The sequence below is a fragment of the Iodobacter fluviatilis genome (genome assembly GCF_900451195.1).
Lineage (GTDB): Bacteria > Pseudomonadota > Gammaproteobacteria > Burkholderiales > Chitinibacteraceae > Iodobacter > Iodobacter fluviatilis.
The window spans coordinates 901,884-928,575 of sequence record NZ_UGHR01000001.1; the positions used below are offsets into that span (position 1 = coordinate 901,884).

Genomic DNA, 26,692 nt, shown 5'->3' on the forward strand with positions numbered 1-26,692 from the left:
GGGGAATCATGCGGTAACAGCGTGTTTTTACATAGATATAGATCGCAATAAACCACACCATAACAGATTAAAAAAATCACCACTGCTGCGTAGCAGATGGTCGTTTCTTGTCGCTGTTTTTACACCTTGCTGCTCATTAAGATGGTTTGCATCAAAAATCGGTGGGGCAAGGCGATGGAAAAGCGGCAAGTGTTACGAAAAGGGCAGGTGTTGCGTGGCTATTTTAGAGCAGGCACGCGGATTATTGTGCTGCGGGGTAAGCTGCATCTTCAATACGCGCCGCATTATATGGGAGAGTGTTTATTACAGCAGACCCAGGTATTGTTTGAAGGCGAGTGTGAGTTGATTGAGGAAGCGGGCAGGGTGAGCCTAGCTGGTGACGAGGCAGAAATACACATCATTGATACATCGCCTGTGCGTCGCTGGGCTTGGAAAATCCAAGCATTATTGGCTGGATTTTAAGCTTGAACTTACTTGCCGCTTTATATATGATGATTTCGTAAGTCATCTCTTGATTTACCGTAAGCGTTTACGTCAATCAACGCGCTAAAGCCGCCGGATATTTCCGGTGCTTGTTTTTTGCTGCTGAATATAAGAGTTTTTTTCTTCTTATGAGCGTTTTTCCCTTGGGTAAGGGCTAAGACGCATTGCTGCAAAAAGGCGCTTGTTTGTCCGGCTTATGGAGTGACTATGAAATCATCAAATCCTTCCGCTCGTCGCCGATTGGGCTTTATTCCCGCTAGGCACGCCAATTTAGTTATGCCGTTTTTACTCTCTGTTTTAATGACTTGCGTTGTTTCATTAATCAGCACTTTGCGTGGTGTGGGTTTTACATCTAGGCTGTTTGATCTTTGGCCCAGCGCTTGGGGCTTATCTTGGCTGGTGGCTTTTCCTACCCTGCTCTTGGTTTTGCCCCTAGTAAAAAAGTTGACCGCTCTGCTGATTGATCAGGGCTAAGCCTAGTCATGTGGCTTTGAGCTACAGCCATTTAATCTGCGTTTTTTGATTTACTCACAGGCCCCACTTTTGCCCAGCAGGGGCCTGTGTTATGAAATTTAAGCTTATCCCCGCCCTGCGCGAACAAGCCTGTGCACGCCCTGTGGACAAGTCAGGCAAGTCATTGCTCCGGCAGGTTTTTTTTGTATTGCGTATTTTTTAAGCAGTATTTGCCGTTTATCCAAGAATTGATCCAGCAAGTCCGTGGATGGCTTGTGGATAAGCTAATTAAGCTGCTGTTTTCAGTGTGTTTTTTATGCCTGATTAAAAAATAGGCAAAAAGACCGTGCTATAATCGCGTTTTTTTACAATCTGCATGGCAGCCATTTGCTTGGTTTACTGCAGGCGCTTATAAGATCGGATCATCATGAAAGCCCCAGAACTTCTTCTTCCCGCTGGCACTTTGGATAAAATGCGCGCCGCTTATGATTTCGGTGCAGACGCGGTCTATGCCGGCCAGCCACGCTACTCACTGCGTGCCCGTAATAATGAATTTAAGCTCGAGCAAATTGGCCAAGGGATTATCGAGGCGCATCAGCGTGGCAAGAAGTTCTTTGTAGCCAGCAATATTTTGCCGCATAACGCCAAGGTTAAAACCTACCTCGCTGATATGGAGCCGGTGATTGCCATGAAGCCCGATGCGCTGATTATGGCCGACCCGGGCCTGATCATGATGGTGCGGGAAAAATGGCCTGAGCAGGTGATCCACCTGTCGGTGCAAGCCAATACTGTGAATTACGCCGGGGTGAAATTCTGGAAATCACTTGGCCTTGAACGGGTGATTTTATCCCGTGAGCTAAGCCTCGATGAAGTGGAAGAAATTCGCCAGCTTTGCCCGGATATGGAGCTGGAAGTCTTTGTTCACGGCGCACTCTGCATTGCCTATTCTGGCCGCTGCCTCTTATCGGGCTACTTTAACCACCGCGATCCTAATCAGGGCACTTGCACCAATGCCTGTCGCTGGGATTACAAAATGAATGACACGGTGGAAGACGATGCTGGGGATGTTAAACCGCAGGTGATTCAGTTTGATTTTAATAAGGCCATGGAAGACGCTAATCAGAGCTTTGCCGCCTGTGGTGGTGCTGAGCGCCATCCTCAAGCGGATAAAACCTATCTGATCGCCGAGCAAAGCCGCCCAGATGAGCTAATGCCGATTATGGAAGACGAGCACGGCACCTATATTATGAATTCCAAAGATCTGCGTGCGGTGCAGCATATCGAACGCCTGACTAAGATCGGCGTGGATTCGCTCAAGATTGAAGGCCGGACCAAATCGCTCTATTACGTGGCACGTACCGCTCAGGTTTACCGTCAGGCAATTGATGATGCGGTGGCAGGGCGTCCATTTAACCCGGCTCTCTTGGCTGATCTGGATGGCCTGGCCAACCGTGGTTACACCGATGGCTTTTACCAGCGCCATTACACTCACGAAGCGCAAAACTATCTGGATGGCCATTCCAAATCCAAGCAAAGCCAGTTTGTGGGCGAGGTGCTGAGTGTGCAAGATGGCTGGGCGAAGATCGAGGTGAAAAACCGTTTTGCCGTAGGCGATCAGCTGGAAATTATTCACCCAAGTGGCAACCGGATTATCACTCTGGCCGAAATGCGCGATAAGAGCGGCAATCCTTGCGAAGTTGCTGCAGGCAATGGGGTGAAAATCTCGATTCCTATGGAAGCCGGTTTTGAAAAGGCACTGATTTCACGCTTGTTTACCAGCGACGAAATAGCTGCTTGATCTTGACTGAAAAGCGGTAAATAAAACAGGGTGCTAAGCGTTGGCTAAGCACCCTGTTTTTTTAGCAGTTGTTGCTGAATACTTAATAAGAGCGTGTCTGGATCAATGGGTTTCACAATATAGCCGGCTGCGCCGATTTGCCTGCATTTTTCTTCATCTGTTATTTCGTTTTTTCCTGATAAAAAAATAATTGGGATATGAGTGGTGCTGGGGTCTTTTTTAAGCTGAATACAAACTTCAAAACCATCCATAACAGGCATCATAATATCGAGCAGAATCAAATCAGGAGGGGATGTCTTGGCTAACCTTAAGCCTTTCTCTCCATTAATGGCTACTTTCACTTTATATTGACTCTGAAGCAGGCTGCTGAGCATGGTGAGATTTGTAGCCGAATCATCAATAATGAGTAATGTTGAAGGGGGCTGATCTAGCATTCTGGGGCACTCATTGCTTTTTTTAAGGCTTCCAGTGCGATATCAAAATCAAATGACTGTATCTTTTGATTGATGATGCGAAAGTGCATTGGGTACGCGGTATATAAAAGGCTGGCATTGGCTTTAAACAGATTAATCGATTCGGAATCACCGTCTTCCAGTAAATAAACAAGCTGGTGACAGACTTCTTTTAGTTTCTGAGGGTCAATTATTATATTTGACTGATCTTGTTGTTGTGGGAGTTTACGCTCCAGCTCTGTAATAAGATGGCCCAGTGGATGGGCTATTTTGTCGAGCAAGGGCCTGATTTGCTGATGGGTATGGCCTTGGCGCAGAGCTGTTTCTATCTGCTCTGCTTGCTTTTGGATAAGCTCTGCACCAATCAGCCCGGCAACACTTTTTAGCGTATGGGCGATACGTTCTGCGGTTGACCAGTCTCTGTTTGTCATTGCATAAAAAAGATCAGGAATACAATTTTTTTGCTCTGTTATAAATTGGTTTAAAACGCTGAGATATAGTTTTCTTTTACCAAATACACGTTTAAGCCCTAAATCAATATCGAGCCCTTTAATCTCTGAGGGAAGGGGTATTTCTTCATTTTGCGCACTGAGTTCTGAAATAACGAGGCGTGTCGCCGGCACGATGCATTCTGGATTAATCCACTTAAGCAGCGCTTTCCATAGTTCTTCAGGGTTAATAGGTTTGGTGACGTGGTCGTTCATGCCTGCGGCAAGATAACGCTCTCTATCACCCTGCATGGCATTGGCTGTCATTGCCACTATGGCTAATGAATTGAAATCTTTTAATTTCCGGATTTCCTGTGTGGCCATTAAGCCATCCATAAGGGGCATTTGCATATCCATTAATACAATATCATAGTGGCTTTTTTGCAGCTGCTCTAAAGCCTGCTGGCCATTTTCTGCAATATCGACAATAAAGCCTTCAGAGTTTAATAAATCGCTGGCCACTTCTTGATTGATATGATTGTCTTCCACCAGAAGAATCCGGGCTCCCCGAATTGAATTCAATTGCAAAGCAAAATCATGCTGAGTATTAGAGATATATGGCGTTTCAATATTTCCACCTAATGCACTGACTACGCTGTCAAAGAGCTGGGAGGCATTGATTGGTTTAATTAATGTGTGGGTGATGACTGCACCTTCTGTGGCCTTGATGGCATCTTCATGCCCATAAGCAGAGACTAGGATTACTGCCGGCATCAATTTAAGCTCAAGAGCTTTGATTTGTTTGGCAGTATCTGCACCATTCATTTCTGGCATTTCCCAATCGATAAATACAATTTCATAAGGTGCATTTTTTGTATCTGCCTGCTTAATCGCCTCGATTGCCGCATAGCCGGATGAAACATGATCAGATTTTAATTGCATATTTTTGAGCAGTTTACTTAATACCAGACGGGCCTGTTTATTATCATCAACAACTAAGACGCGTTTATTTTGCAAATCGCCGGATAGTAATAATTTCCTGCTTTGAACGCTGCTTTTTTGAAGTCTGACAGTAAACCAAAACCGGCTGCCTTTACCCGGCTCGCTTTCTACTCCTGTTTCTCCATCCATCAGCTCTATCAGTTTTTTAGAAATAGCAAGGCCAAGGCCAGTACCGCCAAATTGGCGAGTAATCGAGGTATCCGCCTGTGAAAAACTTTGAAATAAACGGCTGATTTGTTCTTCAGTCAGACCCACGCCTGTATCACGGACGGCACAATAAAGTAATATACTTTGTGCAGATTCTTCTTTTTTTTGAATAAGGATTTCAACTTCACCCCGTTCAGTAAATTTCACCGCATTTGAGCCATAATTAATCAGAATCTGCCCCAGCCGAAGCGGGTCTCCAAATAAGCTGGGCGGAACATTCTGATCAATATTAAAGATAAATTCTAAACCTTTATTGACTGCTTTTTCACCAATTTGATTTGCAACATTATCCAGAACTTTTTCTAATTCAAATTCAATCCCTTCGATGGTTAATTTGCCTGCTTCAATTTTTGAAAAATCAAGAATATCGTTGATGATTCCCAGTAAGTGCTGACCTGATCCTTGTATTTTTTTGATGTAATTACTCTGACGTGAGTTTAAATCTGTTTTTAATACAAGATAAGACATTCCAATAATAGCGTTCATGGGTGTGCGAATTTCATGACTCATATTGGCTAAAAAATTGCTCTTGCTCTGGCTAGCGACTTCTGCGGCTTGTTTTGCAATAATCAGTTGTTGATTATTAAGGAGTAGTTTTGCATTAAAAGCAGCCAGTTTTTCCTGTTGCTGGATGATTTTGAAATCCGCTTCTATGCTTTTTTTTATTTCCCACAATAAATTAAAATATTTTTTTTGAAAATGGCGTGTTTTACTGTCAAGCACACAAATAGTGCCAAATACCTCATCTTTTTCCCATAAGAGGGGTACACCAAGATAGGAAATCATATTTAAAGCAACATCCGGATTGTTTTTCCAATGCTCATCTTCCAGCGCATTAGGCACATGTAATAAATCCTGGCTTGCCATGACCGTTTCGCAGTAAAGGCCCGTATGTAAATTGGCTTTTTCTGAGTGCTCGTAAGGATTACCCTTGGTTTCACTTGAAAGTAAGACTTCAATTTGATCGGGCAATACACGCATCATTAAACCAGCAGGCACATTAAAGAGGCTGGCCATTACATTGATCGTATTTTGCCATTTGCTGAGGAAATGATCAGGAATGGCCGTAAGGGAGTCATGCACGCAATTGTCCTTGCTGCTGCGCAATACCACAGGATATGGCTTGCTAGGCTCCTTTGTGTCTGTGCACAAAAAAGCACCTTATTCTTTTCATAGGAGATTATGAACTGGCTAACAAGGTCTTTATCGTTTTTGTTTGATTAATTTTTAGAGTCTTACAAAGAAGGGGGATAGAAATGAATTACTGCAATCAATTGAATCTGATCAGGTAGGGCAAAGAATGTCCGTGCATTGTTTCGTGGGCACCTTGCAATCATATGAAGGCGCCTATTGTAGGGGCATGTGTTTTACCGCAGCCATGGCGGGCGGGCTGAGCCGGCCATAGTTGCTTGTTCAATCTGCAGTAAAAATGCGGCACAGGTTTTTTTTACTGAGAGGGAATCATTGCAGTCCTCTTAAACAGATTGGGTTCGTTTCCAGCAGCCCGGGCTATGGTCGTCTACCATGCCGCTGGCCTGCATAAAGGCGTAGCAAATTGTAGGGCCAACAAATTTAAAGCCGCGCTTTTTTAAGGCTTTACTCATTGCGATCGATTCTGCTGTAGCAACGGGGGTATCAGCGATGTTTGCCCATTGATTGACAATCGTTTTGCCATTTACAAAAGACCATAGAAAGTCGCTGAAGCGCTCTGCTTGCTTTAATTGCAAATAGGCTGCTGCATTGCTGATAAAGGCGGCGACTTTGGCCCGGTTGCGGATAATGCCGGTATCGCTGAGTAAACTGGCTATTTTATCTGCATCGTAAGTGGCTATTTTTTGTGCATCAAAGTGATCAAATACTACCCTGTAGTGCTCACGTTTTTTTAGTACCGTGATCCACGACAAGCCTGCCTGAGCACCTTCAAGACATAAAAGCTCAAACAACGCCTGATCATCAAAGAGTGGCTGACCCCATTCATGGTCATGATAATTCTGGTAAAGCGGATCACTGCTGCACCAGGTGCAGCGGCTTAAATCACTTGTGGACATTATGGTTTTTATCCCCCAAAAGGTGGTGTCGGTCTGTGGATAAGCTGTTAGCTTAGTTGCTAACTCATTGTATTTTTTAGGTAAAAATGGCTTGCTTATTTTTTGTGCATTGCAGCCCGGCGGTCATTTGTTTGTAAAATACTAGGTGTAAGCACATTTTTTGCGCTATGGCTGGAGCGTGATATTCAGTATTTTACCTATGCTGTTATTCCATTCTGCTACGCAATCTTTGCCACAGCGCTCTGCCCAGCGCCGGAGCACAACTTGCCGAACTGTTTTAGCAAGGCGAGCTTCGTCACTACTCGTGGGGTTAATCAGCGTCATAGAGCCTTGCTCAGCCAGAGAGCAGGTTTTTCCTGTGTTACAAGCCAGCCCGAGTGCAGTTTGTTTATCGGCAACCTGCCATAAATCTTCGGCAAGCTGGTTAATGCCTGCTTCGATTATTTTCTGGTCCTGAATATCAATCTGAGCCCATGAGGCTTGATTAACGCCCAGCATGACCACACTCCAGCCCAGTGGCAAATTATAAATATGCGTTGCTACCTGATAAAAATGTGCCGTGTGTGCAGCCAATGCTGAGGTAATCAGGCAATCGAGCTGTTTGTCTTTCATCTTCTGATAAACCTGATCAAAAGGAACACTCAGCGTAACAGCGCCATAGGCTTCAATCAGATCGCTGGTGGTACGCATGCTGACTCTTACTTTTTTTCCTTTTAGCCCTTCCAGATTTTTAATGGGGCCATTACACATCAGTAGCTGTGCAGAATAAGGCCACATGGCAAGCATCTTTATGCCATGTTTTTGTTCAAAATATTGTTTGAGCACCGGGCTGTAGCTGTTTACAACACGATGCTCCATTTCTGCGCTTGTGGTCAGCCCCGCCAGATCCACGGCCTCTGCCCGTGGATCCTGCTCGGAGATATACGACAAAATTGTTGTGCCAAAATCAGTCATGCCTAGTTTCATCAGGCGTAGCACTTCACTGCCTTTTAAACCGACTTCATTAAAAGCATTGAGTCTGACCTTGATTCTGCCCTCACTGAGCTTGGGCAGTTGCTCTGTCCAGAACGGTTTTTCATAATCTTTAAACTGGCTGAGCATGCTCCACGAGCCAATGGCTTTTAATGGCTCGGGAGCAAATTCTTCTTCAGCCTGGAGCGGGTTGCTGAGCAGAAAAGTTAAAATCAGCAACAGTTTGCGCAGCATGGCTTTGTCCTTAGCGGTGAAGAATGGGGGCAGCAGCACATTGGCTGTAATCGTGAAGATGCGGGGTGAGCGGCGTTTTGGATGGGTGCAGCGGCTCGAGTGTTTCATCCCCCAGTAGTTGCTGGCAGGCATAAAGGGCAGAATCCAGCGCGCCCACAATCCATGTGTGGTGAACACTTAAATGTTCACCAGCAAAATAGATATTCTGCTCAGGCTGGCGGGCACTGTTAAAGAGCTGTCTGAATTGTCCCGGATAAAACATCGCATCCCCTGTGGCCCATTCCGAAGGCCAGGCCACATCAAAGGACTCGATAAATTCCCCGTGAATATCAACGGTATTCTGATACAGCGTTTGCAAGTCTCTGAGGGCTAATCGCAGGCGCTCTTCAGGGCTTTGTGGTAACCAGTTATAGGCATCCGTCATCCACGAATACAGCAGCAAAACGCCTGCTCCAGCATCGCCTAAACCGTAAGAAGGATAGACACACCAACGCATCGGCAGATCGCTGCTGGATTGCCCGCCCATAGCGGCTTGCGGTAATTGCTCCCAGAAGCGGGTTTTAAAACGCAGGCCAATTTTATATAGCGGCTCAAAATGCATGCTGCGAATTGCTTGTGATTTAGTGGGTGACCACTGAGGGGTAGAAATCATGCGCAGTGCAGCCGGGGGAAGGGCAAGAATTACCCGGTCAAAGGTATCAAACTCACCCCTGTCGCCGTAATGAACCGCCACACGGCCATCCTGCAGGTTTTCTATTTGCCGCACTGGCGCATTCATGGTGATGGATTCGGTCCCGATCAGAGAGGCGCAGGCATTGGGCAGTCTGTCCATGCCATTGGCGATGGTGCTCCATTTCGCACCTGAGAAATCCATGCTTTCAATCACCATTTCAGTAAAGCTGCTTTGAAACTGATTACTGGCAGAATTCATGACTTCTACATAATTGACTTTCTCCATACTCCAGCCGGCTATTTCTGTCAGATAGGTATAAAGCGAATAATTATCGTATTGCACAATTTTGGCAAAGCCGAGATCAAAATTAACGGCCAGTAAATCAAAAAATGGCTGCAGTACTTCGTCTAACAGCTGAGAGGCCGTTTTATTACGATCTTCCGGGGCAAGGTTAAATCCCAGTGCTTCCGGGTGCTCATTGGCGTAATTAAGCGTCATGGTCGCGCCGCCAAATGCGCGTTTACCATTCACATAAACCAAGTTGCCACTGGGATCGTAAAGCTGGTAGGGAATTAAATCTATTTTAGATTCAGGGGGGATTTGTTCATTTAAATAATGAATCAGGTCAAATACAGGCTGTTGCTCCGGCGTTTGTGGCAGGCGCATGGCCCCTGCTTCAAAATACTGATTGGCTTCCTGATTAAAACGGTGGGTATAAACACGGCCGCCAAGGCGATCCGGGTGGGCTTCAAAAATACGGCAATCGATGCCACGGCTTTTAAGTAATAAAGCAGAATAAAGTCCGGCCATGCCTGCACCAATGATGCCAACGCGAATATTGGATGAAGGAGGAGATTTTTGTTCAGGCTGCTGTGGTGAGCGGGCTTTTAGCCATGCTTCATAAGCTGCACGTAATGATCCTGAATTAGAAGGTACATTTGCAAACATGTAAGAAGAGCTAGACATGACAGACTCCAGAAATGGATTGCACATAATCTACCTTCATAGCGTATTTTTTAATGATTTTAAAATCATAAAAAAAATTTGTTTGTAAGATTTTGGAAATTTATATGAATGTTCATGATGTGTATATTAATATCAATTGCAAGGTTGCAGACAATGAAAAATCTGCTGCTTTATTAAGGACGACTGGCCGCCGGAGCGAGGGGGAATGCAAGCACAAGAAGGCCCATTTCGAAAGTCGATTGCGCTGCGTTTACGCCTGGCTTTTGGTGCCGTGGCCGCGACCACGCTGCTGGCATCAGGTGCCGCATTGTGGGTTTTTCATTCGGTAGACAGTACCTATTCAATTGTGGCGAAGCAGAGCTTTCCGGCCTCCCTTGCTTCGGCTAGGCTGGAGGCCAGCAGTTTAGAATTCTCATCTGCACTGGCAAGCCTTGCCAATGCGCAGAATATCACCGCACGAGACAGCGCTTTATACAGAGTAATGTTGGCTCTGGCAGATTTACCCAGACAAATTAATGCCCTGATGACCAGCCGGCCTGGCGAGGCTGAGAGGCTGTCGGCTTTGGTGGTGGAATTATCAAAAAATGTGCCATTAACGGCAGATTTGGTGAGTCAGCAATTAGATTTGGACGAACGAAAAAATAATATTCTTCAGCAGACTGGAGAAGTGCAGCAGCGCTTTCTGGATGCAATCGATCCAATTCTAATGGCAAAAAATGCAGAGTTATTGTCTGCAACACGCAGGGTATCGGTTGCTGCTGGCGCGTCTGTGCATTCACTGATTGATAATGAATTTTCAGAATTAAATGCACTGCAGCAGGCAAGGGCAGAGGCGTTTCGCCTGACGGCAATCGCTGGCGAGCAAGGAGAAAATTCCTTACGTAAGCGAAGTGCCAGCCTGCTTGCGGGCATCCAGGTTCATTTGCAAAAAGCGGATCCCTTGGCCCAAGAGGCAGGGAAAAATTTAGTCGCTAGCTTACAAGCACCAATGGCAGATTCGCGCAAAGAAGTAGCGCGCGCTGTGGCCGCATTTGATGAGGTGCTGCTGCCATTAATTAATCAAATTACATTAAAAATGATTTCCCGTAGTGATCAGATCACCCTAGATTCGACCAATGCTGTTGTTGTTTTGGTGGCTGAGCAGGTGTCTTCGCTGAGTGCGGTACAACATTTTCGGGGAGATATTTTGTTGTTAGCCAGCCTGATTTCACAGGCTGCAAGTGCGCCAAGTCTGATTCGCCTTGAAGAGATACAAAGCTCTTTTATTCAAACAACAAAAAATGCAAAAACTATTTTAGGCAAAATTAATCAGGGGGAGAGAGCCGGTATATTAAAGCGTGAATTGAATAATATGCTTGCCCTGACAGAAAAAAATGAGGGTATTTTCTCTGTCAGCTTAAAAAGATTAAAATTAAATAATGAACTGCAGCAGCTTATTGTAAAAAACAGGAGCGCGACGCAGCTTTTGCTTAATCATGCCGAGCTGACAGGACAAACGATTAAGCATGAATTAAATGATGAAATGTTCATGCTTTCTGTTCGCCTTGAAAAAAGTACATGGCTGTTAGCTGGGCTGGCTTTATTTAGTATGGTAATTTCTTTTGGAATTGGTTCTGTTTATATCAGAAAAAGAATCAGCTCAAGATTGGTTGTTTTATCGGAAAACATGCAAAGCATTGCCAAAGGCCGGTTTGATGTGGATATTGATGTAGCAGGGCAGGATGAGATATCTGTTATGGCAAAGAGCCTGCTGGTATTCAGAGATGCAAGTATTTTACTGAGAATCCAGTCTGAAGAGCTCATTATTTCTCGGGATCAGGCAGAAGCGGCTTTACAGATTAAAGGTGATTTTTTGGCTAATATGAGCCATGAAATCAGAACGCCTTTAACTGCTATTTTAGGCTATACCCATTTAATGCGGGATACTCCGCTTGCCAACCGGCAAAAAGACTATTTATCAAAAGTTCAATCATCAGCCAATCTGCTGTTGGGGGTTATTAATGATATTCTGGATATTTCTAAAATTGAAGCCGGAAAATTAGAATTAGAAGAATCAGAGTTTAATCTGTGTTTATTGCTGGAAAATATCGCGGGTGTTGCGGCTATTCAGGCTGAAAATAAAAAATTAGCACTGATTTATAGTGTTGATGTTAATGTGCCGCAATGCTTTATTGGGGATTCGCTCAGATTAGGGCAAGTATTACTGAATTTAATTAATAACGCTATAAAGTTTACAGACCAGGGTGAAGTTGAGCTTGCCGTTTTATCTCGTGATAAAGGAGATGATCTTTGTGAATTGAAATTCAGTATTTATGATACAGGAATTGGAATCAGCCCGGATGCACTGGCTCGTTTGTTTAGCCCTTTTACTCAAGCAGATTCATCGACTACCCGGCGTTTTGGCGGGTCGGGCTTGGGCTTGGCAATCAGTAAACAATTGGCTCATATTATGGGGGGGGATATTAGCGTTGAGAGTACTCAGGGCAAAGGATCTGTCTTTCATTTTACCCTCTGCCTGAAAAAAATAAGCTTGCATGATTATGTGATTCCTCAGTTTACCGATCGCCGTGTGTTAATTGCTGATCAGCATCCCGCAAGCCGGATTCAATTATGTCTGTATCTGGAAAAAATGGGTATGCACGTCAGTGATGCATGCTCGGAATTTGATGTGTTATCACAGATGCAAAATAATGCGTCTCCATTTGATTTGCTAATTGTGGATGCCAGTTTATTTAATAAAGCTAAACCAGAGGTGATGCAAAAATTGTGGGGCTGCCGTGAGGATATGGCGATTATTTTGCTAACTACAATTTTAAGCCATGAAGAAGTGATGGGGTATTGGGGGGCTAGGCCATTTGTTTATTCATTAAGCAAGCCTATTGTCGCTATTTCTTTGTATGAAACTATCAGCCGCAGCCTAGATTTGAACCGCCTTTCCGGGAGTAAAGTCGTGGGCTATCCGGAAATAAAAGGAGAGCCGCTGCATGGCGTTAAAATTCTATTGGCTGAAGATACACCGCTTTTAAGTGAAATGAGCGTTTCTTTACTGAGCTCATTAGGTGCTTCTGTAGAGGCTGTTGGAAACGGCAAAGAAGTACTGGATTTGATTTTAAATCAGCAGAAAATATATGATGTTGTTCTGATGGATGTACAAATGCCTGAAATGGATGGCATGGAAGCCACACGCATTATCCGTACTCAATTATCCGCTATTGAATTGCCTGTTATTGCTTTAACCGCTCATGCGATGGAAGCAGAGCGTCGTCGTTGTCTGGAAGTTGGCATGAATGATCATTTAGCTAAGCCGATTAATCCGCAACATTTATTAAAAGTATTATTGCACTGGACCAATAAGTTGAGCCATCAGCCCCAGCTTTTATTAAAAACCGATGAAATGATTGCCAGCTTGCCAGATTTGCCTGGTTTGGGTTTGGAAAAAGCCCTTGATCGCCTAGGCAGCCTTGCTTTACTGAAAAGAATGTTGCCAAGGCTAAGAGAGCAATATCTTGATACTCCTGCTCGCCTGCGGCAATTGATTGGCGCTAACCAGCTTTATGAGGCAGAGCGCCTTGCTCATTCTTTAAAAGGGGTTGCGGGTACTTTAGAGGCAGGAAAGGTTTATCAAATTTCGCAACAAATAGAGGAGCAGCTTCATAGTTCAAATACCTCCATTGACGATTTAATCAACGGCTTAGACAGAGATTTAAATGAGGTGGTGAGCAGTATTAGTGGCTGGCTGGCAGAGGGTAATCCACCGGCTTTACAGGGGGTGGGGGATATTCAGCTTTCTATTGATGATATGCAGGAATTAGATGAATTACTCAGGCTAAGAAGCCTGAGTGCACGAAAGTGTTTTATGAAGTTTCAAGCCGGCTTAGTACGTTTGGATAAAGATAAAGCAATGCAAATGAGAATGGCTTTGGATCAGCTGGATTATCAAAGCGCCAGAGAAACATTGCAATCTATTGATATTAAAAGAGACTTAGTCTGATTGAAATAGTATTCATGTATCATATGCCAGCAGCAATTTTTTAATTTTGTTCAATGTACCGGAGCTAGTCTTGATTCACCAGCCTATTCTTCTCGTTGTCGATGATGAACCAAGTAATATTGAATTGCTGGCTGTGATGCTGGATGATCAGTATGAATTGCGATTCGCTGTGAGCGGCCAAGATGCATTAGCCGCAATGAAAGAGCTGCCTAAACCTGATTTGGTTTTATTGGATGTGATGCTGCCCGATATGAATGGCTATGCCATTTGCCAAAGAATGAAAGAAGACCCTGCAACGGCTGATATTCCGGTGATCTTTGTGACTTCTCTGGGGGACCCTGAGCAGGAGGAAAGAGGCTTTTCCGTGGGCGGGGCTGATTATATTGTGAAGCCTTGCCGGGCACTGAGTATTAAGGCTCGCATTCGTAATCAGCTGGAAATGAAGCGTACAAGAGAGCTTTTGCATCGTCTGGCGATTACTGATGGTTTAACCAGCCTTGCTAATCGCCGGCATTTTGATGAAGCATTGAAGCAGGAAACTCAGCGTTTACAAAGGCAGGGCGGACAGCTTTCTTTGGTTTTAATTGATGTCGATTTTTTTAAGCGCTTTAATGATTATTATGGCCATCCTGCGGGTGATGAATGTTTAAAGCGGATTGCGGCGGTGATTGCAGCAGAATTGCGACGCCCGGCTGATTTAACTGCCAGAATAGGTGGGGAAGAGTTTGCGTGTTTATTGCCGGAAACAAGCCTAGAGGGGGCTTATATTGTGGCAGAGCGAATCAGAAAAACCGTGCTGTCGCTTAAAATGCCGCATCAGACCTCAACAATCTCTGAATATGTCACGGTCAGTATGGGAATCGCCGCATCGCACGGCTCAGATGCCAGCCCTTTGTATCAGCGGGCAGATATTCAGCTCTATCTGGCTAAAACGTCCGGGCGTAATCGTGTGGTACAGGATGTTGCTTTAGTCTGAAAAAACGCGGCACTTTAAAAAGTGCCGCGTTTTTTATTTATGAGCGAAGTAGTGAGAGCACTTGCTGCGGGGCCGCATTGGCCTGAGCCTGAGCTGCAATATTGGCCTGCGCACGAACCTGCTGCTGCACAAGATTTGCGGTTGCGGCGGCGTAATCGGTATCGGCCACCCTGCTTTTTGCTGCGGAGAGGTTTTCAGAGCGGTTTTGCAAATTGGCAGCGCTGGCGGTCAGGCGATTGCTGACCGCACCAAAATCGGAGCGGGCGCTGGAAACAGACGCTAAATCACTGTCCAGCCTAGATAAAGCCTGCCCGGCTGCCGCTGCGCTGGATAAATCAATTTGGCCGTTGCTGCTGTTGAGCTTAGTCAGATCTGGCCTAGATAGAGCAAGCTGATCCCCGGCATTTGCACCCGCCTGAAAATTTAAATTTCCCTGCCCCTGTAACAGAGTAGCGCCATTAAAATTGGTGTTTTGTACAATATCGCTATTGCTTAAAGACAGCTGATTGGATTCTTCCTGGATGGCTGCCCTGTCTTGGGTGCTGAGGGTGTCGTTGCCCGCTGCAATGGTCAGCTCACGAATACGCTGGGTATTATCCTGAATGGTGCTTAAGGCGCCGTCAGCAACCTGAGTCAGCGAAATACCGTCGTTTAAATTGGACCTGGCCTGGTTGCTGCCCGCAATTTGTGATGCAAACTGCTCAATAAGCACGGTGCTGGCCGGGTCGGCCTGACTGCTGCGCTTGGCGGATGACAACTCACTTAGCGATTTGCTCAGCGCTGTGCTGTTTAAACTATTCTGTGCATTGAGCGACGGCAAGTTAGCAGAAATTCCTAAAGCCATGATATTTACTCCCAAGACAATCCTCTCTTAAACCATACTCCGCTTAGGCTCTGCCTTCAATGCTGAAGCGCCCTAGCGCAGACCTGCGGTGAGGATCAGCCTATATCGGCCGGGTTTGCGCTGCCTCAGCTTGTGTTATTGCGGGTCATGGCAATATAGCAAATGGATTTTTTGAGGATATATATTGTGATTGCACTCGAGTTTTTGGTGGTGATTGCCGCAATCTTAATGGGGGCCAGACTTTCTGGAATCGGCTTAGGGGTAATGGGCGGCTTGGGTTTGGCCATTTTGGTATTTATTTTTGGTTTACAGCCTACAACAGCACCGATTGATGTGATGCTTATGATTATTGCCGTGATTACGACGGCTGGTTGTTTGCAAGCGGCGGGGGGGATGGATTTTTTAGTGCGTATCGCTGAAAAACTGCTGCGCCGTGATCCCAAACGCATCACCTTTTATGCGCCCTTGGTTACGTATTTTTTTACACTTTTCGCAGGTACTGGCCATGTGGCCTATGCTGTTTTGCCGGTGATTGCCGAAGTTGCTCATGAATCGGGTGTACGGCCCGAGCGCCCATTATCGATCGCCGTGATTGCATCGCAGGCCGCCATTACGGCCAGCCCCATTTCTGCAGCAACAGTCGCTTTGCTTTCACTGCTTTCACCCGCAGGAATTCATTTAGGCGATATTCTGATGATTGCCATTCCTGCCACCCTGATGGGGACGATGGCCGGGGCATTTGCGGCCAGCCACCAAGGCTGCGAGTTGAAACTTGATCCTGTGTACCGTGGCAGATTAGAGCGAGGTGAAATTCAGGCTTTGCAAGCTGAGGAGCGCCTGGCTTTACCGAAGGAAGCCAGCCGTTCGGTATGGCTGTTTTTGCTGGCGGTGTTTTCTGTGGTGATGCTGGGTACTTTTCCGGCACTCAGGCCTGAGTGGATGGTTGCAGGCAAAAGTGTGCAGTTGAATATGGCGCAGGCGATTGAAATTGTCATGTTGTCTGCAGCGGCGTTGATTTTGCTTTTTTGCAAAGTGAAACCGGATGAAGTCGTGAAGGGCTCGGTATTCAGGGCGGGCTCTGCTGCGGTGATCGGGATTTTTGGTGTGGCATGGATGGGAGATACTTTTATTCAGGCCAATATGGCACTGTTTTCCGGCTCGGTTAAAGAAATTGTGACTACTCAGCCTTGGCTGTTTTCAATCGCCTTATTTGGCATGTCCATTTTATTGTATTCGCAGGCTGCAACGATTCGCGCTTTGCTTCCTTTGGGTATTGCCTTGGGGATCCCGGCACCGGCTTTAATTGCGATGTTTCCTAGTGTAAACGGGTATTTCTTTATTCCTAATTATCCGACTGTGATCGCTGCAATTAACTTTGACCGCACGGGTACAACCGGTATTGGCAAGTATTTACTGAATCATAGTTTTATGCTGCCAGGCCTTGTCTGCTCGGCGGTTTCAGTGGGTTCTGGCTTCGCTTTGTCTCATATCCTCTTGTAATATAAAGAAAAATTACCCATCGCTTTGGGTAATCCTTCCTAGTCAATGATTGGAAAAATCGTTGATGATGCAGTGATGGATACCCAAATTCAAACTTCACCGGCAAGCGGAAGTGCACGTAATCAACAGGATGACGTGCACAACAGGCAGCAGTTATCCCTGCAAAGGATGGCTGCGCGCACGGAAAAAAGTACATTTAAAGATGAGGTCAGCGAGCCGAAAGCGGATGCGCCACAGCCGCTGGATTTGCAAGTGCACCAAAGTGTGCTTGAAACAAAGGCGCTTGATACGCAATTGCTGCTGTCGCAAATGCTGATGGCTTCTGCCCTTTATTGGCCCCAGCTGGCCATGACTTCTGCTAGGCAGGATATGGCGGCGTCTTCAGTACGTCATCCGCAAAGGATAGAAAATGCCCTAGCCAGTTATCGGGCCATTTCTTCTGTCACGGAGACGGAATCAGGAGCAGGACTGGCAGCCACCGCCTAGTGGCTGCTTTTTTTTGTCTTTTTTTAGCGTTTGGCTTTTAAAGCTGCCAGTGCAGCAGCCATTGCACCCTGTGCTTCCGGTGGTCGTTCAACTATTTTTCTATCCCTAGCGGTCATACTTTGCTTCATCGGTTCACTACTTGGTGCGGCGCTGTCGCTTAAGCGCATGGTTAGCGCAATACGCTTTCTGGCGACATCAACTTCTACCACTTTTACTTTGACCACATCTCCGGTTTTAACCACTTCCCGCGGATCTTTAATAAAGCGGCTGGAGAGCGCTGAAATATGCACTAGGCCATCCTGATGTACGCCGATATCAATAAATGCGCCAAAGTTGGTCACATTGGTCACAACGCCTTCCAGCACCATATCCAGTTTTAAATCGGAAATTTTTTCAATGCCTTCAAGAAAACTCGCGGTTTTAAATTCCGGACGGGGATCACGGCCGGGTTTTTCCAGCTCGGTCAGAATATCTTTAATTGTGGGCACACCAAATTGCGCGTCGGCTAATTCGGCGGGATTCAGGTTTTTGAGCAGCTTGCTATCGCCAATAATCTGGCCAATATTTTTGCCCACTTTAGCGATGATTTTTTCTACCAGTGGATAGGCTTCTGGGTGGACGGCAGAAGCATCCAGCGGGTTTTTTCCCGCCATCACGCGTAAGAACCCGGCTGCCAGCTCGAAGCTTTTATCACCGATGCGAGGCACTTTCAGTAGTGCTTTACGCTCAGCAAAAGCCCCGTGCTGATCGCGGTAGGCCACAATATTTGCCGCCATGGTGGCGCTCAGGCCCGATACACGGCTTAAGAGCGGCACTGATGCCGAATTCACATCCACACCCACTGCATTTACGCAGTCTTCGATCACGGTATCGAGCATCCGTGCCAGCTCATTTTGGTTTACATCGTGCTGATACTGGCCCACGCCAATCGCTTTGGGCTCGATTTTAACCAGCTCTGCCAGCGGATCTTGCAAGCGGCGGGCGATGGATACCGCACCGCGCAGGCTGACATCCAGCTCAGGGAATTCTTTGGCGGCAAACTCAGAGGCAGAATAAACCGATGCGCCTGCTTCAGAGACCACCAGCTTTTGCATGGCAAGCTCCGGCATCAGCTTAATCAGCTCGATGGCCAACTTATCGGTTTCACGGCTGGCGGTGCCATTGCCGATAGAGATCAGCTCTGCCCCATGTTTTTTTGCCAGCGCGGCTAGGGTGGCCAGCGATTCATTCCACGCTTTGCGTGGCTCATGCGGATAAATAGTGGCGGTGTCTAGCAGCTTGCCAGTGCGATCAACCACGGCTACTTTTACGCCGGTACGCAGGCCCGGATCAAGGCCGATGGTGACCTTAGGGCCTGCGGGGGCGGCCAGCAGCAGATCTTTCATATTGCTGGCGAATACTTTAATGGCCTCTATATCTGCCTGTTCTCTCAGCTGACTTAAAAGCTCGGATTCTAGGCTTAAAAAGATCTTGGTACGCCAGCATTGTCTGACTGTATCGATCAGCCATTTATCTGCAGGTCTGTCTTGGTTTTTGATGCCAAAACGCTCTGCGATACGCATTTCACACACATTTGGCGTGCTGCCGCGGGCCTTTTCATTTGCAAGGCTGGCGGCTAATTCTTCGGGTAGGAGGATAGAAAGATTCAGAATGCCTTCGTTTCTGCCGCGCAAAATAGCCAGAATACGATGCGAAGGCATGGCTGAGATTTTTTCGTGGTAATCAAAATAATCCGCAAATTTAGCGCCCTCAGCTTCTTTGCCTGCGATCACCGATGTTTTGCTGCTGGCATTGCCTTGCAAAAAGCTGCGCAGCCGGGCGATCAGCTCCGCGTCTTCACTAAAAGTTTCAATTAAAATTGCGCGCGCACCATCTAGTGCAGTTTTGCTGTCTTTAATATCTGCATTTGCATTGATAAATGCGCTAGCGGCTTGTTCAGGGTTGAGCTGCGGATTGGCAAGCAGTTGCTCTGCCAGGGGCGCAAGGCCCGCTTCTCTGGCTATTTGCGCCTTGGTGCGGCGTTTTTGTTTAAAAGGCAGGTAAAGGTCTTCGAGGCGCTGTTTATTATCTGCGCTGAGCAATTGTATTTTTAATTCAGGGCTTAGCTTGCCTTGCTCGGTGATGTTATTAATGATGGCAATTCTGCGTTCTTCCAATTCACGTAAATAGTCAAGGCGCACTTCCAGATTTCGCAGCTGAGTATCATCCAGCCCGCCAGTGACTTCTTTGCGGTAACGGGAAATAAATGGCACGGTGGCACCATCGTCCAGCAGGCTGACAGCCGCAATCACTTGTGCTTCGCGGCAGGCGATTTCGGTGGCAATACGTTGATGAATTGAAGGCAGCATGGGGCAGATTCTACAAAAGCGGGGAGAGCTGCATTTTACGGCTTTTATTGTAAGCGTGGCGGGCTAAGCTGCATTTTTACATCTCGGCCATTCAGCGCCGCTGCCCCCGGCAGCTTTTACACCATGATGTAAATGGTATTTGTTTTTGGTCTGTTTATTAAACAAATGCTCTTATTGATTAATTTTATTGCGTGTTTCATCCACAATCTTTTGAAAATCACCACTTGCTTTTAGCTTTTTTAAACCACTATTAAATCGGGCAATTAATTCTTTACCACGCGGATGTTTATTCCAGATGACTACATGCATTGGTGCCAGCCAGAAAGATTGTTTTTGCCAAGTGATTTGAACGCGTTTTTCTGGCGGAAAATTTTGCTGCAATAAATACTGGCCCACTTCAACATCAATAGGAAACAAATCAATATGGCCTGCAATCAGCTTTCTGAAACCTGTTAAATCATCGGCTGCCCGGTCTGTATTTAAAATTTTTTGCTTTTCTAAAAGTGCAAATTCATCTGAGTAGTAATTTCCCAGTGTGACGCCAATCCGGTTGTTTTTTAAATCACTTAATTTTTTCCATGGTTTCTTATCATTAATTCTTTCAAAAAAAACCATATTGGCTGATAGTACCGGGTCGGTATAGAGTAAATCTTTTTGCCTTTCTGCCGAAATAGCCCAGCCAAAGCTGCCATCTAGAATACCTTTTCTGGCCACTTCAAGTGTGCGGTTATTGGGGTAAAATTCGTAACTGACCTGCACATTTTCACGGGCGAAGGCTTCGAAAACCAGTTTGGATAGAATACCAAACTCAGCTAAATCTTTGCCCATATAAGGGGCCCATTCCTGATTGGAAAGGCGAATTTTAATCGGGTCGCTGGCATAGCTGAGGGGCACCAGCATCAGGCTGAATGCAATTGTACGACATAATAAATTGAGCTTCATTTTCTTACCTTTTCAGGTGATTTTTATCATTTTTAATGACTAAAGCTACTGGCGTGCAAACCCCGGTGTCAGGCCAACGAATTCCGGATAATCAGTAATCACGCCCTGCAGGGGAAAGGCGTTGCAAATAAGATGCTCTTTTTCTGTCTGAGCACCATAGACAAAATTATTAAAGCCCTGCGCATAGCTTTGATTGAGCAAATCCAAATCAAGCACCTCATAATCCCATATGAGGGTGCGTAGGTGTGGGTGTGGCATAGCTGACAATAGAAATTCGTTTAATTGTGCCGGGCGGTGTGCAATTAAAAAAGCACAATCTAAATGAAGCTCTTTTTCAATATGGAGTGCAACTTCATGGTGAAACGAGCTGATGAGAAGTTGTCTGTGATGGATATAGTTGTTCAAAATAGCCAGACATTCAGGTAAAACAGAGGGCGTTTTGATTTCGATATTCCAATAGGCATCAGGAAAAGCGTCGAGTGCTTCAGATAAAGTCGGGACGATATAACCGGATAAATGGGATAATTCGCTGCGGCTTAATGTGGCTACGGCCGTACCATCGGGCGCATTGCGATCATGGTATAAAACGGCTTCTCCATCTGCAGATAAGCGTACATCTGTTTCTATTCCAGCAAAGCCGGCCGTTAAGCTCAGAGCAAAAGCTGCAAGCGTGTTTTCTGGGGCTGTGCGGTGTAAACCGCGATGTGCAAGTCGCAACATAGAATCGGTTACACTCTTGAAGAAAATGAATATTTTAATTTTAGGATGCGATGCATGCTTCGTGCCAGAAGTTTTCTGAGTAAATCTGCATTTATCATATTACTGGGTTGTGTTTCCTTGCAGGCATTTTCAGCCGAACGCCCCCGGATCGGGTTGGTGCTGGGCGGGGGCGGTGCACGGGGTTTAGCCCATATTGGTGTGCTGAAAGTCTTGGAAGAAGCCCGTGTGCCTGTTGATTGCGTGGTGGGGACCAGTATCGGCTCCTTGGTGGGCGGGGCCTATGCAGCAGGGCGCACACCGCAAGAATTAGCCAGTAGGGCCGTTGACGTGAATTGGGATGATTTACTCAGCTCAAGCTTGCCACGCCAATTGAGTGCAGTCAGAAAAAAACAGGATGATAAGCTTAATCTGGTGGGGATTGAGCTGGGCATGCGTGATAGCGGCGAAGTGGCTTTGCCTTCAGCAGCAATCAGTACTCAAAAAATTGCTTTGTTTTTACGTGAAATGACTTTTGGCGGGACTATTGCCTCGTTTGATTCGCTGAGTATTCCCTATCGGGCGGTTGCTACCGATATTGAGACAGGCGAAATGGTTGTGCTGAAAGATGGCGATATTGTGACCGCAATGCGTGCCAGTATGGCTGTACCTGGCTTGTTTCCGGCCGTAGCGCGGGATTCGCGTTTATTAGTTGATGGCGGCCTTGCCAGGAATGTGCCGGTAGATGTGGCCCGCTCTATGTGCGCCGATGTGGTGATTGCTGTGGATGTGGGGGCGCAGCCTTTAAACCGGGATCAGATTAATAGTATTTTAAGTACGGCAGATCAATATACCCGTTTAATGGTGGCGCAAAATGTGAAGCCACAATTAGAAAGCTTAAAACCGACAGATGTTTTAATTACGCCTAATTTAGGTTCTTTAAGCTCGGCAGATTTTAAAAAGGGCCAAGAATTTATTGCGAAGGGAGAGGAAGCTGCAACGCTGAGCTTATATCAGCTCAGCAAGTATTCCTTATCAGAAGCAGATTATGCAGCATGGAAAAAAAATAAATTAGCGCACAAGCTCGAGCCTCAGCCCGTGCAAATGGTGGATGTGGTGCCGATGCGCAATGTGAATCCGGATGTGCTAAAAGAAGCGCTTGATGTGCAAATTGGCCAGAAATTAAACAGCGATGATTTTCATAAACGACTGGCTGAAGTATATGCACGGGGTGATTTTTCTCAGCTGGATTATGAGCTGACAGATCATGATGGAGCACAGCAATTAACGCTGGTGCCAAGGGAAAAAGATTGGGGACCTAATTACCTTTCATTTGGTATGGGTATGGGTACCGATTTTGAAGGCAATAATCCTTATGCATTAACCGCAATGTATAAGCGAACCTGGATTAATTCTCTGGGGGCAGAGTGGAAGTCTTCTCTTCGGGTTGGCGACACAATGGCTTTCCAGACAGAGTTTTATCAGCCATTACAGCTGGATGGTTATGCCTTTATTGCGCCTTCATTCAGTTATAAATCTAGCCCTGTTTCAATTTGGCTGGGTGGAGAAAACCTTGCTCAATATCGCTATGCACAATCCCGTTTCGGGCTTGATCTTGGCTCCAGCCTGACTCGCTTTGGTGAGGTGAGATTAGGTGTTTCTTATCAGCATTTTGATGCGGCTAAGCAAATTGGTGCTGTTATTGCTTCAGACAGAACGGATGGGGATTATGGCGTTAATCTGAAAATCAATTACGATCAGTTGGATCACCTTTATTTCCCTAGCAAGGGGGATCTGGTCAATATCAATGCTTATTACGCATTAAAAGGGCAGGGGGATTTTAGTAAATATGGGCGGATTGGCGTAGAAGCCGAGCACGCGTTTAATTTTTATGGGGTAAAAGGGAATCTGGCAGTGCAGGGGAATTATAGCTACAAAGATGCGCCATTCTTGCCTGATTTTCAGTCTTTAGGTGGGTTTTTAAATCTGTCTAGTTATCGTAAAAATGAGTTATTGGGTGAAAACTCAATTTATGCAAAAGCGCAGCTTTATTCTCCTGTCTCATTATTGGGCTTAAGCGTAGGTGGCAGTTATTTAGGCGCTGCCATCGAGACGGGCCGGATGTTTAATGTGCTGGATGAGGCACAGGAAGGCTGGCATACCTCTGTGACGGGGTTTTGGGCTGCCGATACTTATTTGGGACCGTTTTATTTAGGCGCGGCTTACGGCGATAATAAAAAATTGCGTTACTATTTGATGCTGGGTAATCAATTTTAATCAGTAAAACACTTTTTTCAGGAGAGGGTTATGTTAAAACAGAGTCTGCTTGGTGGTGTATTGCTACTGGCTTTTGCTGCAACGTCCTACGCCGGGCCTCAGCAGGAGAAAATGGCCTCATGTAATAAAGATGCCGGTGCTCAGTCTTTAAAAGGCGATGCGCGTAAAGCGTTTATGAGTACTTGCCTGAAAGCAGCTCCTGCTTCAGCCCCTGCAATGACACAGCAGGATAAAATGAAGCAGTGTAATAAAGATGCGACAGGCAAGAAGGGCGATGAGCGCAAAGCGTTTATGAGCAACTGCCTGAAGAAGTAAGCCAGATGGCCGCCTGAACCGGTATTCAGGCGGCTTGAAATGCCTCTGATCATCCCCATGTTTCTGATTAAGCAAGGTTTGATGTTCCGCCTGCCTTGTAAGTCGCCCCTCTGGTACATTTAAATTTATTGCCCCAAGTTGATTATGACCTTTCTTGACCGTCTCTTTCGTAAGACCACTGGAACATCTGCCATGCCCGACCTCTTACTTGCAGCCCTTAGCTCTGTTATTGATCTCAATACCGGCCGTGATTATGTTTCTGCTAAATGTATTAAAAATTTAAAATTTGCTCAGGGTGTGGCGAGCCTTGAAGTTGAGCTTGGCTATCCGGCTAAAAGCCAGTTTGCTGCAATTTCAGCGCAAATTGAACAGGCATTAAAGGCTGTGGAAGGCGTGAATTCGGTTCAGCTGAAAGTTTCCAGCCATATTGTTGCTCATTCTGCACAGCGCGGCCTGCCGCTGCAAAAAGGCATTAAAAATATTATTGCTGTGGCAAGTGGCAAAGGCGGTGTGGGTAAATCGACAACGGCAGTGAATCTGGCGTTGGCTTTGGCGGCAGAAGGCGCAAGTGTGGGCTTGCTGGATGCCGACATCTATGGCCCGTCTCAGCCCACCATGATGGGCGTGGCCGATCAAAAACCCGAAGCCGTAGAAAACAAATATATTTTGCCGATTGAAAACCACGGCATTAAAACCATGTCGATCGGATTTTTAATTGATACCGAGCAGCCCATGGTTTGGCGCGGCCCGATGGTGACACAGGCATTAACACAATTATTGAATGAAACACTTTGGGGTGATTTAGATTATCTAGTTATTGATTTGCCACCTGGCACGGGTGATATTCAGCTGACTTTAAGCCAAAAAGTGCCGGTAACCGGCGCGGTGATCGTGACTACGCCACAAGATATTGCCCTGCTGGACGCGCGCAAGGGTATTAAAATGTTTGAAAAAGTGGGCGTACCTATTCTGGGCCTAGTAGAAAATATGAGCGTGCATATTTGCAGTCATTGCGGCCATGCAGAGCCTATTTTCGGCGAGGGCGGCGGGGCCAGAATGGGCGCTGATTATGGGATTGAATTACTGGGCCAATTGCCGCTCGATTTATCGATCCGCCTGAATGCGGATGCCGGAAAGCCTTCGGTGGTGGCCGATCCTGATGGCAAAGTTGCTGAGCTTTATAAGGCCATTGCCCGTAAAACAGCCGTTAAAATTGCGGCTAAATCACAGGATTTCTCCAGCAAGTTTCCTAAGATTGTGATTCAGAAAAATACCTAATTTTGCAATCAGCCACTAAAAAGCCCGAATTAATTCGGGCTTTTTAATGCTCTGAATATCAGCCTGCGCGTGATTTACTCAGCGATGTGGTTTCAATCCATTTGCGAACTCGTTGTGCATCGCCGATACGGGTGTATTTGCCATTTGAATCGAGCAATACAATCACTACCGGTGTGCCATTAATGGTGGCTTGCATCACCAAGCAGCGTCCTGCTTCATTAATAAAGCCGGTTTTTGATACACCAATATTCCAATCGACTTCTTTAACCAGCGGGTTGGTGTTGTGAAACGCCATATTCCTGCCTGATTGATTAGAGATAAAGCTATATTCGCTGCTGGTCGTGAAATCATGTATTTCTGGATAGCGGTGTGCGGCTTTGACCATTAAAGCCAATTCACGTGGGGTGGAAACATTATTAGGTGTTAAGCCTGTTGAATCATAAAATCGGCTGTTTTTCATCCCTAAGGACAGCGCTTTTTCATTCATTTTGCGAATAAATACGGCTTGGCCAGCGGGAAAGGTGCGGGCTAATGCAGAGGCAGCCCGGTTTTCAGAGGCCATCAGCGCTAAAAGCAGCAATTCACCGCGCGTGAGTGTTGTACCCACGGTAAGACGCGAGCTGGTGTTTTTTAATGTATCCACATCAGCCTGGCTGATAGTGAGTAATTCATTCAACGGCAATTGCGCATCAAGCGTCACCATAGCCGTCATTAATTTGGTAATGGATGCAATGGGGGTGAGCGAATCGGCGTTTTTCTCATACATGATTTCGCCATTTTGCTCATTGAGCACCAAGACACCTGCCGATTGCACTCCCGGATTATCCAGTGTGGTTGATAAAGCTAAAGCGCGAGAAATCGAAACATCTTTGCGGGCATTGGCAATCGCACGGCTTGTAACATGCTTATTGCCTTGTTTTGCAACACTTGCGGATTTATTTGATGTTTTGGTATTCGATTTTTTAGATGCTTTGCTGGTTTTTGTTGTTTTAGCTTTTGAAGTATTTTTTGTTGTTTGGGTTGTAGATTTTTTTGCTGACGATTTTGTGACCGATTTATGGTCAGTATGTGCCGCCGCAAAGGCTGGCGCCGTCAGGCCCAGCGCTGCAACAAGGGTGCAGCAGGAAAAAATGCGGTACAGCATGAGATAGTGACTCCGAGGCTAGGGATGGCCGGAAAATGGCATCGTCATCCTTCATAATTGTGCTCTTATTTTACGCAATGATTTTTAAAATGTCATGTTAAATCAAATAGTACGGTACGATTTGCTAGAAATGGGATTAGAATAATTTTTCACGTTTTTGTTTTACTGGCACGAGTTAG

Annotated in this window: 21 protein-coding genes; 11 read left to right on the forward strand and 10 right to left on the reverse strand. The window is 46.0% G+C overall.

Translation table 11 applies throughout. The features are described 5' to 3' along the window. The first annotated feature begins 174 nt into the window (after nucleotides 1-174). The 3 genes from DYD62_RS04030 to trhP all read left to right on the forward strand — a co-directional run bounded on the left by DYD62_RS04030 (nucleotide 175) and on the right by trhP (nucleotide 2,734). A complete protein-coding gene (locus tag DYD62_RS04030) occupies nucleotides 175-462 on the forward strand; it encodes a hypothetical protein (RefSeq protein WP_115226181.1) in 288 nt (95 codons plus the stop codon). A 228-nt stretch (nucleotides 463-690) separates the two neighbouring features. Then, nucleotides 691-957, forward strand: coding sequence for a DUF2798 domain-containing protein (locus DYD62_RS04035; RefSeq protein ID WP_115226182.1), 267 nt, complete (start codon nucleotides 691-693; stop codon nucleotides 955-957). 406 nt (nucleotides 958-1,363) lie between these two features. Further along, nucleotides 1,364-2,734 (forward strand): prephenate-dependent tRNA uridine(34) hydroxylase TrhP, encoded by a 1,371-nt coding sequence (gene trhP / locus DYD62_RS04040; RefSeq protein ID WP_115226183.1) that lies wholly within the window; start codon nucleotides 1,364-1,366, stop codon nucleotides 2,732-2,734. 44 nt (nucleotides 2,735-2,778) lie between these two features. On the opposite strand, the gene DYD62_RS04045 is transcribed toward trhP, so the two are convergent. From DYD62_RS04045 to DYD62_RS04065, 5 genes are all read right to left on the reverse strand, one after another. Beyond that, nucleotides 2,779-3,168, reverse strand: coding sequence for a response regulator (locus tag DYD62_RS04045; RefSeq protein WP_115226184.1), 390 nt, complete (start codon nucleotides 3,166-3,168; stop codon nucleotides 2,779-2,781). Beyond that, a complete protein-coding gene (locus DYD62_RS04050; RefSeq protein ID WP_132038706.1) occupies nucleotides 3,162-5,906 on the reverse strand; it encodes a response regulator in 2,745 nt (914 codons plus the stop codon). Before DYD62_RS04050 ends, DYD62_RS04045 begins: the two co-directional genes overlap by 7 nt. A gap of 392 nt (nucleotides 5,907-6,298) precedes the next feature. Next, a complete protein-coding gene (locus tag DYD62_RS04055) occupies nucleotides 6,299-6,871 on the reverse strand; it encodes a DNA-3-methyladenine glycosylase I (protein ID WP_115226186.1) in 573 nt (190 codons plus the stop codon). Between the two features lie 165 nt (nucleotides 6,872-7,036). Further along, nucleotides 7,037-8,077 carry a TRAP transporter substrate-binding protein gene (locus tag DYD62_RS04060; protein ID WP_165928739.1) on the reverse strand — a complete coding sequence of 347 codons (1,041 nt, stop codon included), beginning with the start codon at nucleotides 8,075-8,077 and terminating at the stop codon, nucleotides 7,037-7,039. A 10-nt stretch (nucleotides 8,078-8,087) separates the two neighbouring features. Continuing rightward, on the reverse strand, nucleotides 8,088-9,716 hold the full coding sequence (locus tag DYD62_RS04065; RefSeq protein ID WP_165928740.1) for a flavin monoamine oxidase family protein: 1,629 nt from the start codon (nucleotides 9,714-9,716) through the stop codon (nucleotides 8,088-8,090). Between the two features lie 205 nt (nucleotides 9,717-9,921). On the opposite strand from DYD62_RS04065, the gene DYD62_RS04070 reads away from it, so the two are divergent. Then, complete coding sequence (locus DYD62_RS04070) at nucleotides 9,922-13,707, forward strand: response regulator (protein WP_115226189.1); 3,786 nt, start codon at nucleotides 9,922-9,924, stop codon at nucleotides 13,705-13,707. 70 nt (nucleotides 13,708-13,777) lie between these two features. Next, nucleotides 13,778-14,683 carry a diguanylate cyclase domain-containing protein gene (locus DYD62_RS04075; protein ID WP_207916690.1) on the forward strand — a complete coding sequence of 302 codons (906 nt, stop codon included), beginning with the start codon at nucleotides 13,778-13,780 and terminating at the stop codon, nucleotides 14,681-14,683. Nucleotides 14,684-14,720: 37 nt separating this feature from the next. Here the strand turns inward: DYD62_RS04075 and DYD62_RS04080 are convergent, their stop codons facing one another. Then, nucleotides 14,721-15,527, reverse strand: coding sequence for a flagellin N-terminal helical domain-containing protein (locus tag DYD62_RS04080; protein WP_115226190.1), 807 nt, complete (start codon nucleotides 15,525-15,527; stop codon nucleotides 14,721-14,723). A gap of 186 nt (nucleotides 15,528-15,713) precedes the next feature. Between DYD62_RS04080 and DYD62_RS04085 the strand changes: the two genes are divergently transcribed. Further along, entirely contained in the window at nucleotides 15,714-17,027 is a 1,314-nt protein-coding gene (locus DYD62_RS04085) for an anaerobic C4-dicarboxylate transporter family protein (RefSeq protein WP_115228193.1), read from the forward strand. Nucleotides 17,028-17,102: 75 nt separating this feature from the next. After that, nucleotides 17,103-17,513, forward strand: coding sequence for a hypothetical protein (locus DYD62_RS04090; RefSeq protein ID WP_132038707.1), 411 nt, complete (start codon nucleotides 17,103-17,105; stop codon nucleotides 17,511-17,513). A gap of 23 nt (nucleotides 17,514-17,536) precedes the next feature. Here the strand turns inward: DYD62_RS04090 and DYD62_RS04095 are convergent, their stop codons facing one another. The 3 genes from DYD62_RS04095 to DYD62_RS04105 form a co-directional block, all read right to left on the reverse strand. After that, the gene (locus tag DYD62_RS04095; protein WP_115226192.1) at nucleotides 17,537-19,861 is read right to left on the reverse strand and encodes a Tex family protein; all 2,325 of its coding nucleotides are present in this window, start codon (nucleotides 19,859-19,861) and stop codon (nucleotides 17,537-17,539) included. A gap of 171 nt (nucleotides 19,862-20,032) precedes the next feature. Then, nucleotides 20,033-20,803: a substrate-binding periplasmic protein gene (locus DYD62_RS04100; RefSeq protein ID WP_115226193.1), complete on the reverse strand. Its 771-nt coding sequence runs from the start codon at nucleotides 20,801-20,803 to the stop codon at nucleotides 20,033-20,035. A gap of 45 nt (nucleotides 20,804-20,848) precedes the next feature. Next, the gene (locus DYD62_RS04105) at nucleotides 20,849-21,523 is read right to left on the reverse strand and encodes a glycerophosphodiester phosphodiesterase (RefSeq protein WP_115226194.1); all 675 of its coding nucleotides are present in this window, start codon (nucleotides 21,521-21,523) and stop codon (nucleotides 20,849-20,851) included. Between the two features lie 54 nt (nucleotides 21,524-21,577). Between DYD62_RS04105 and DYD62_RS04110 the strand changes: the two genes are divergently transcribed. The 3 genes from DYD62_RS04110 to apbC all read left to right on the forward strand — a co-directional run bounded on the left by DYD62_RS04110 (nucleotide 21,578) and on the right by apbC (nucleotide 25,369). Beyond that, a complete protein-coding gene (locus tag DYD62_RS04110) occupies nucleotides 21,578-23,776 on the forward strand; it encodes a patatin-like phospholipase family protein (RefSeq protein ID WP_165928741.1) in 2,199 nt (732 codons plus the stop codon). 30 nt (nucleotides 23,777-23,806) lie between these two features. Continuing rightward, nucleotides 23,807-24,091, forward strand: a complete 285-nt coding sequence (locus tag DYD62_RS04115) for a PsiF family protein (RefSeq protein WP_099398658.1) — start codon at nucleotides 23,807-23,809, stop codon at nucleotides 24,089-24,091. 192 nt (nucleotides 24,092-24,283) lie between these two features. Then, entirely contained in the window at nucleotides 24,284-25,369 is a 1,086-nt protein-coding gene (apbC, locus tag DYD62_RS04120) for an iron-sulfur cluster carrier protein ApbC (RefSeq protein ID WP_115226196.1), read from the forward strand. 58 nt (nucleotides 25,370-25,427) lie between these two features. On the opposite strand, the gene DYD62_RS04125 is transcribed toward apbC, so the two are convergent. After that, a complete protein-coding gene (locus DYD62_RS04125; RefSeq protein ID WP_267896124.1) occupies nucleotides 25,428-26,255 on the reverse strand; it encodes a serine hydrolase in 828 nt (275 codons plus the stop codon). Between DYD62_RS04125 and DYD62_RS23905 the strand changes: the two genes are divergently transcribed. After that, nucleotides 26,200-26,520, forward strand: a complete 321-nt coding sequence (locus DYD62_RS23905) for a hypothetical protein (protein ID WP_233702869.1) — start codon at nucleotides 26,200-26,202, stop codon at nucleotides 26,518-26,520. The two genes, DYD62_RS04125 and DYD62_RS23905, sit on opposite strands and share 56 nt — an antisense overlap. The last annotated feature ends 172 nt before the right edge of the window (nucleotides 26,521-26,692 follow it).

What these genes read in the sequence shown, in the direction of transcription:
- DYD62_RS04030 (WP_115226181.1), top strand. Translation starts at nt 175, where the DNA reads ATGGAAAAGCGGCAAGTGTTACGAAAAGGGCAGGTGTTGCGTGGCTAT.
- DYD62_RS04035 (WP_115226182.1), top strand. Translation starts at nt 691, where the DNA reads ATGAAATCATCAAATCCTTCCGCTCGTCGCCGATTGGGCTTTATTCCC.
- trhP (WP_115226183.1), top strand. Translation starts at nt 1,364, where the DNA reads ATGAAAGCCCCAGAACTTCTTCTTCCCGCTGGCACTTTGGATAAAATG.
- DYD62_RS04045 (WP_115226184.1), bottom strand. Translation starts at nt 3,168, where the DNA reads ATGCTAGATCAGCCCCCTTCAACATTACTCATTATTGATGATTCGGCT.
- DYD62_RS04055 (WP_115226186.1), bottom strand. Translation starts at nt 6,871, where the DNA reads ATGTCCACAAGTGATTTAAGCCGCTGCACCTGGTGCAGCAGTGATCCG.
- DYD62_RS04060 (WP_165928739.1), bottom strand. Translation starts at nt 8,077, where the DNA reads ATGCTGCGCAAACTGTTGCTGATTTTAACTTTTCTGCTCAGCAACCCG.
- DYD62_RS04065 (WP_165928740.1), bottom strand. Translation starts at nt 9,716, where the DNA reads ATGTCTAGCTCTTCTTACATGTTTGCAAATGTACCTTCTAATTCAGGA.
- DYD62_RS04070 (WP_115226189.1), top strand. Translation starts at nt 9,922, where the DNA reads ATGCAAGCACAAGAAGGCCCATTTCGAAAGTCGATTGCGCTGCGTTTA.
- DYD62_RS04080 (WP_115226190.1), bottom strand. Translation starts at nt 15,527, where the DNA reads ATGGCTTTAGGAATTTCTGCTAACTTGCCGTCGCTCAATGCACAGAAT.
- DYD62_RS04090 (WP_132038707.1), top strand. Translation starts at nt 17,103, where the DNA reads ATGGATACCCAAATTCAAACTTCACCGGCAAGCGGAAGTGCACGTAAT.
- DYD62_RS04095 (WP_115226192.1), bottom strand. Translation starts at nt 19,861, where the DNA reads ATGCTGCCTTCAATTCATCAACGTATTGCCACCGAAATCGCCTGCCGC.
- DYD62_RS04100 (WP_115226193.1), bottom strand. Translation starts at nt 20,803, where the DNA reads ATGAAGCTCAATTTATTATGTCGTACAATTGCATTCAGCCTGATGCTG.
- DYD62_RS04105 (WP_115226194.1), bottom strand. Translation starts at nt 21,523, where the DNA reads ATGTTGCGACTTGCACATCGCGGTTTACACCGCACAGCCCCAGAAAAC.
- DYD62_RS04110 (WP_165928741.1), top strand. Translation starts at nt 21,578, where the DNA reads ATGCTTCGTGCCAGAAGTTTTCTGAGTAAATCTGCATTTATCATATTA.
- DYD62_RS04115 (WP_099398658.1), top strand. Translation starts at nt 23,807, where the DNA reads ATGTTAAAACAGAGTCTGCTTGGTGGTGTATTGCTACTGGCTTTTGCT.
- apbC (WP_115226196.1), top strand. Translation starts at nt 24,284, where the DNA reads ATGCCCGACCTCTTACTTGCAGCCCTTAGCTCTGTTATTGATCTCAAT.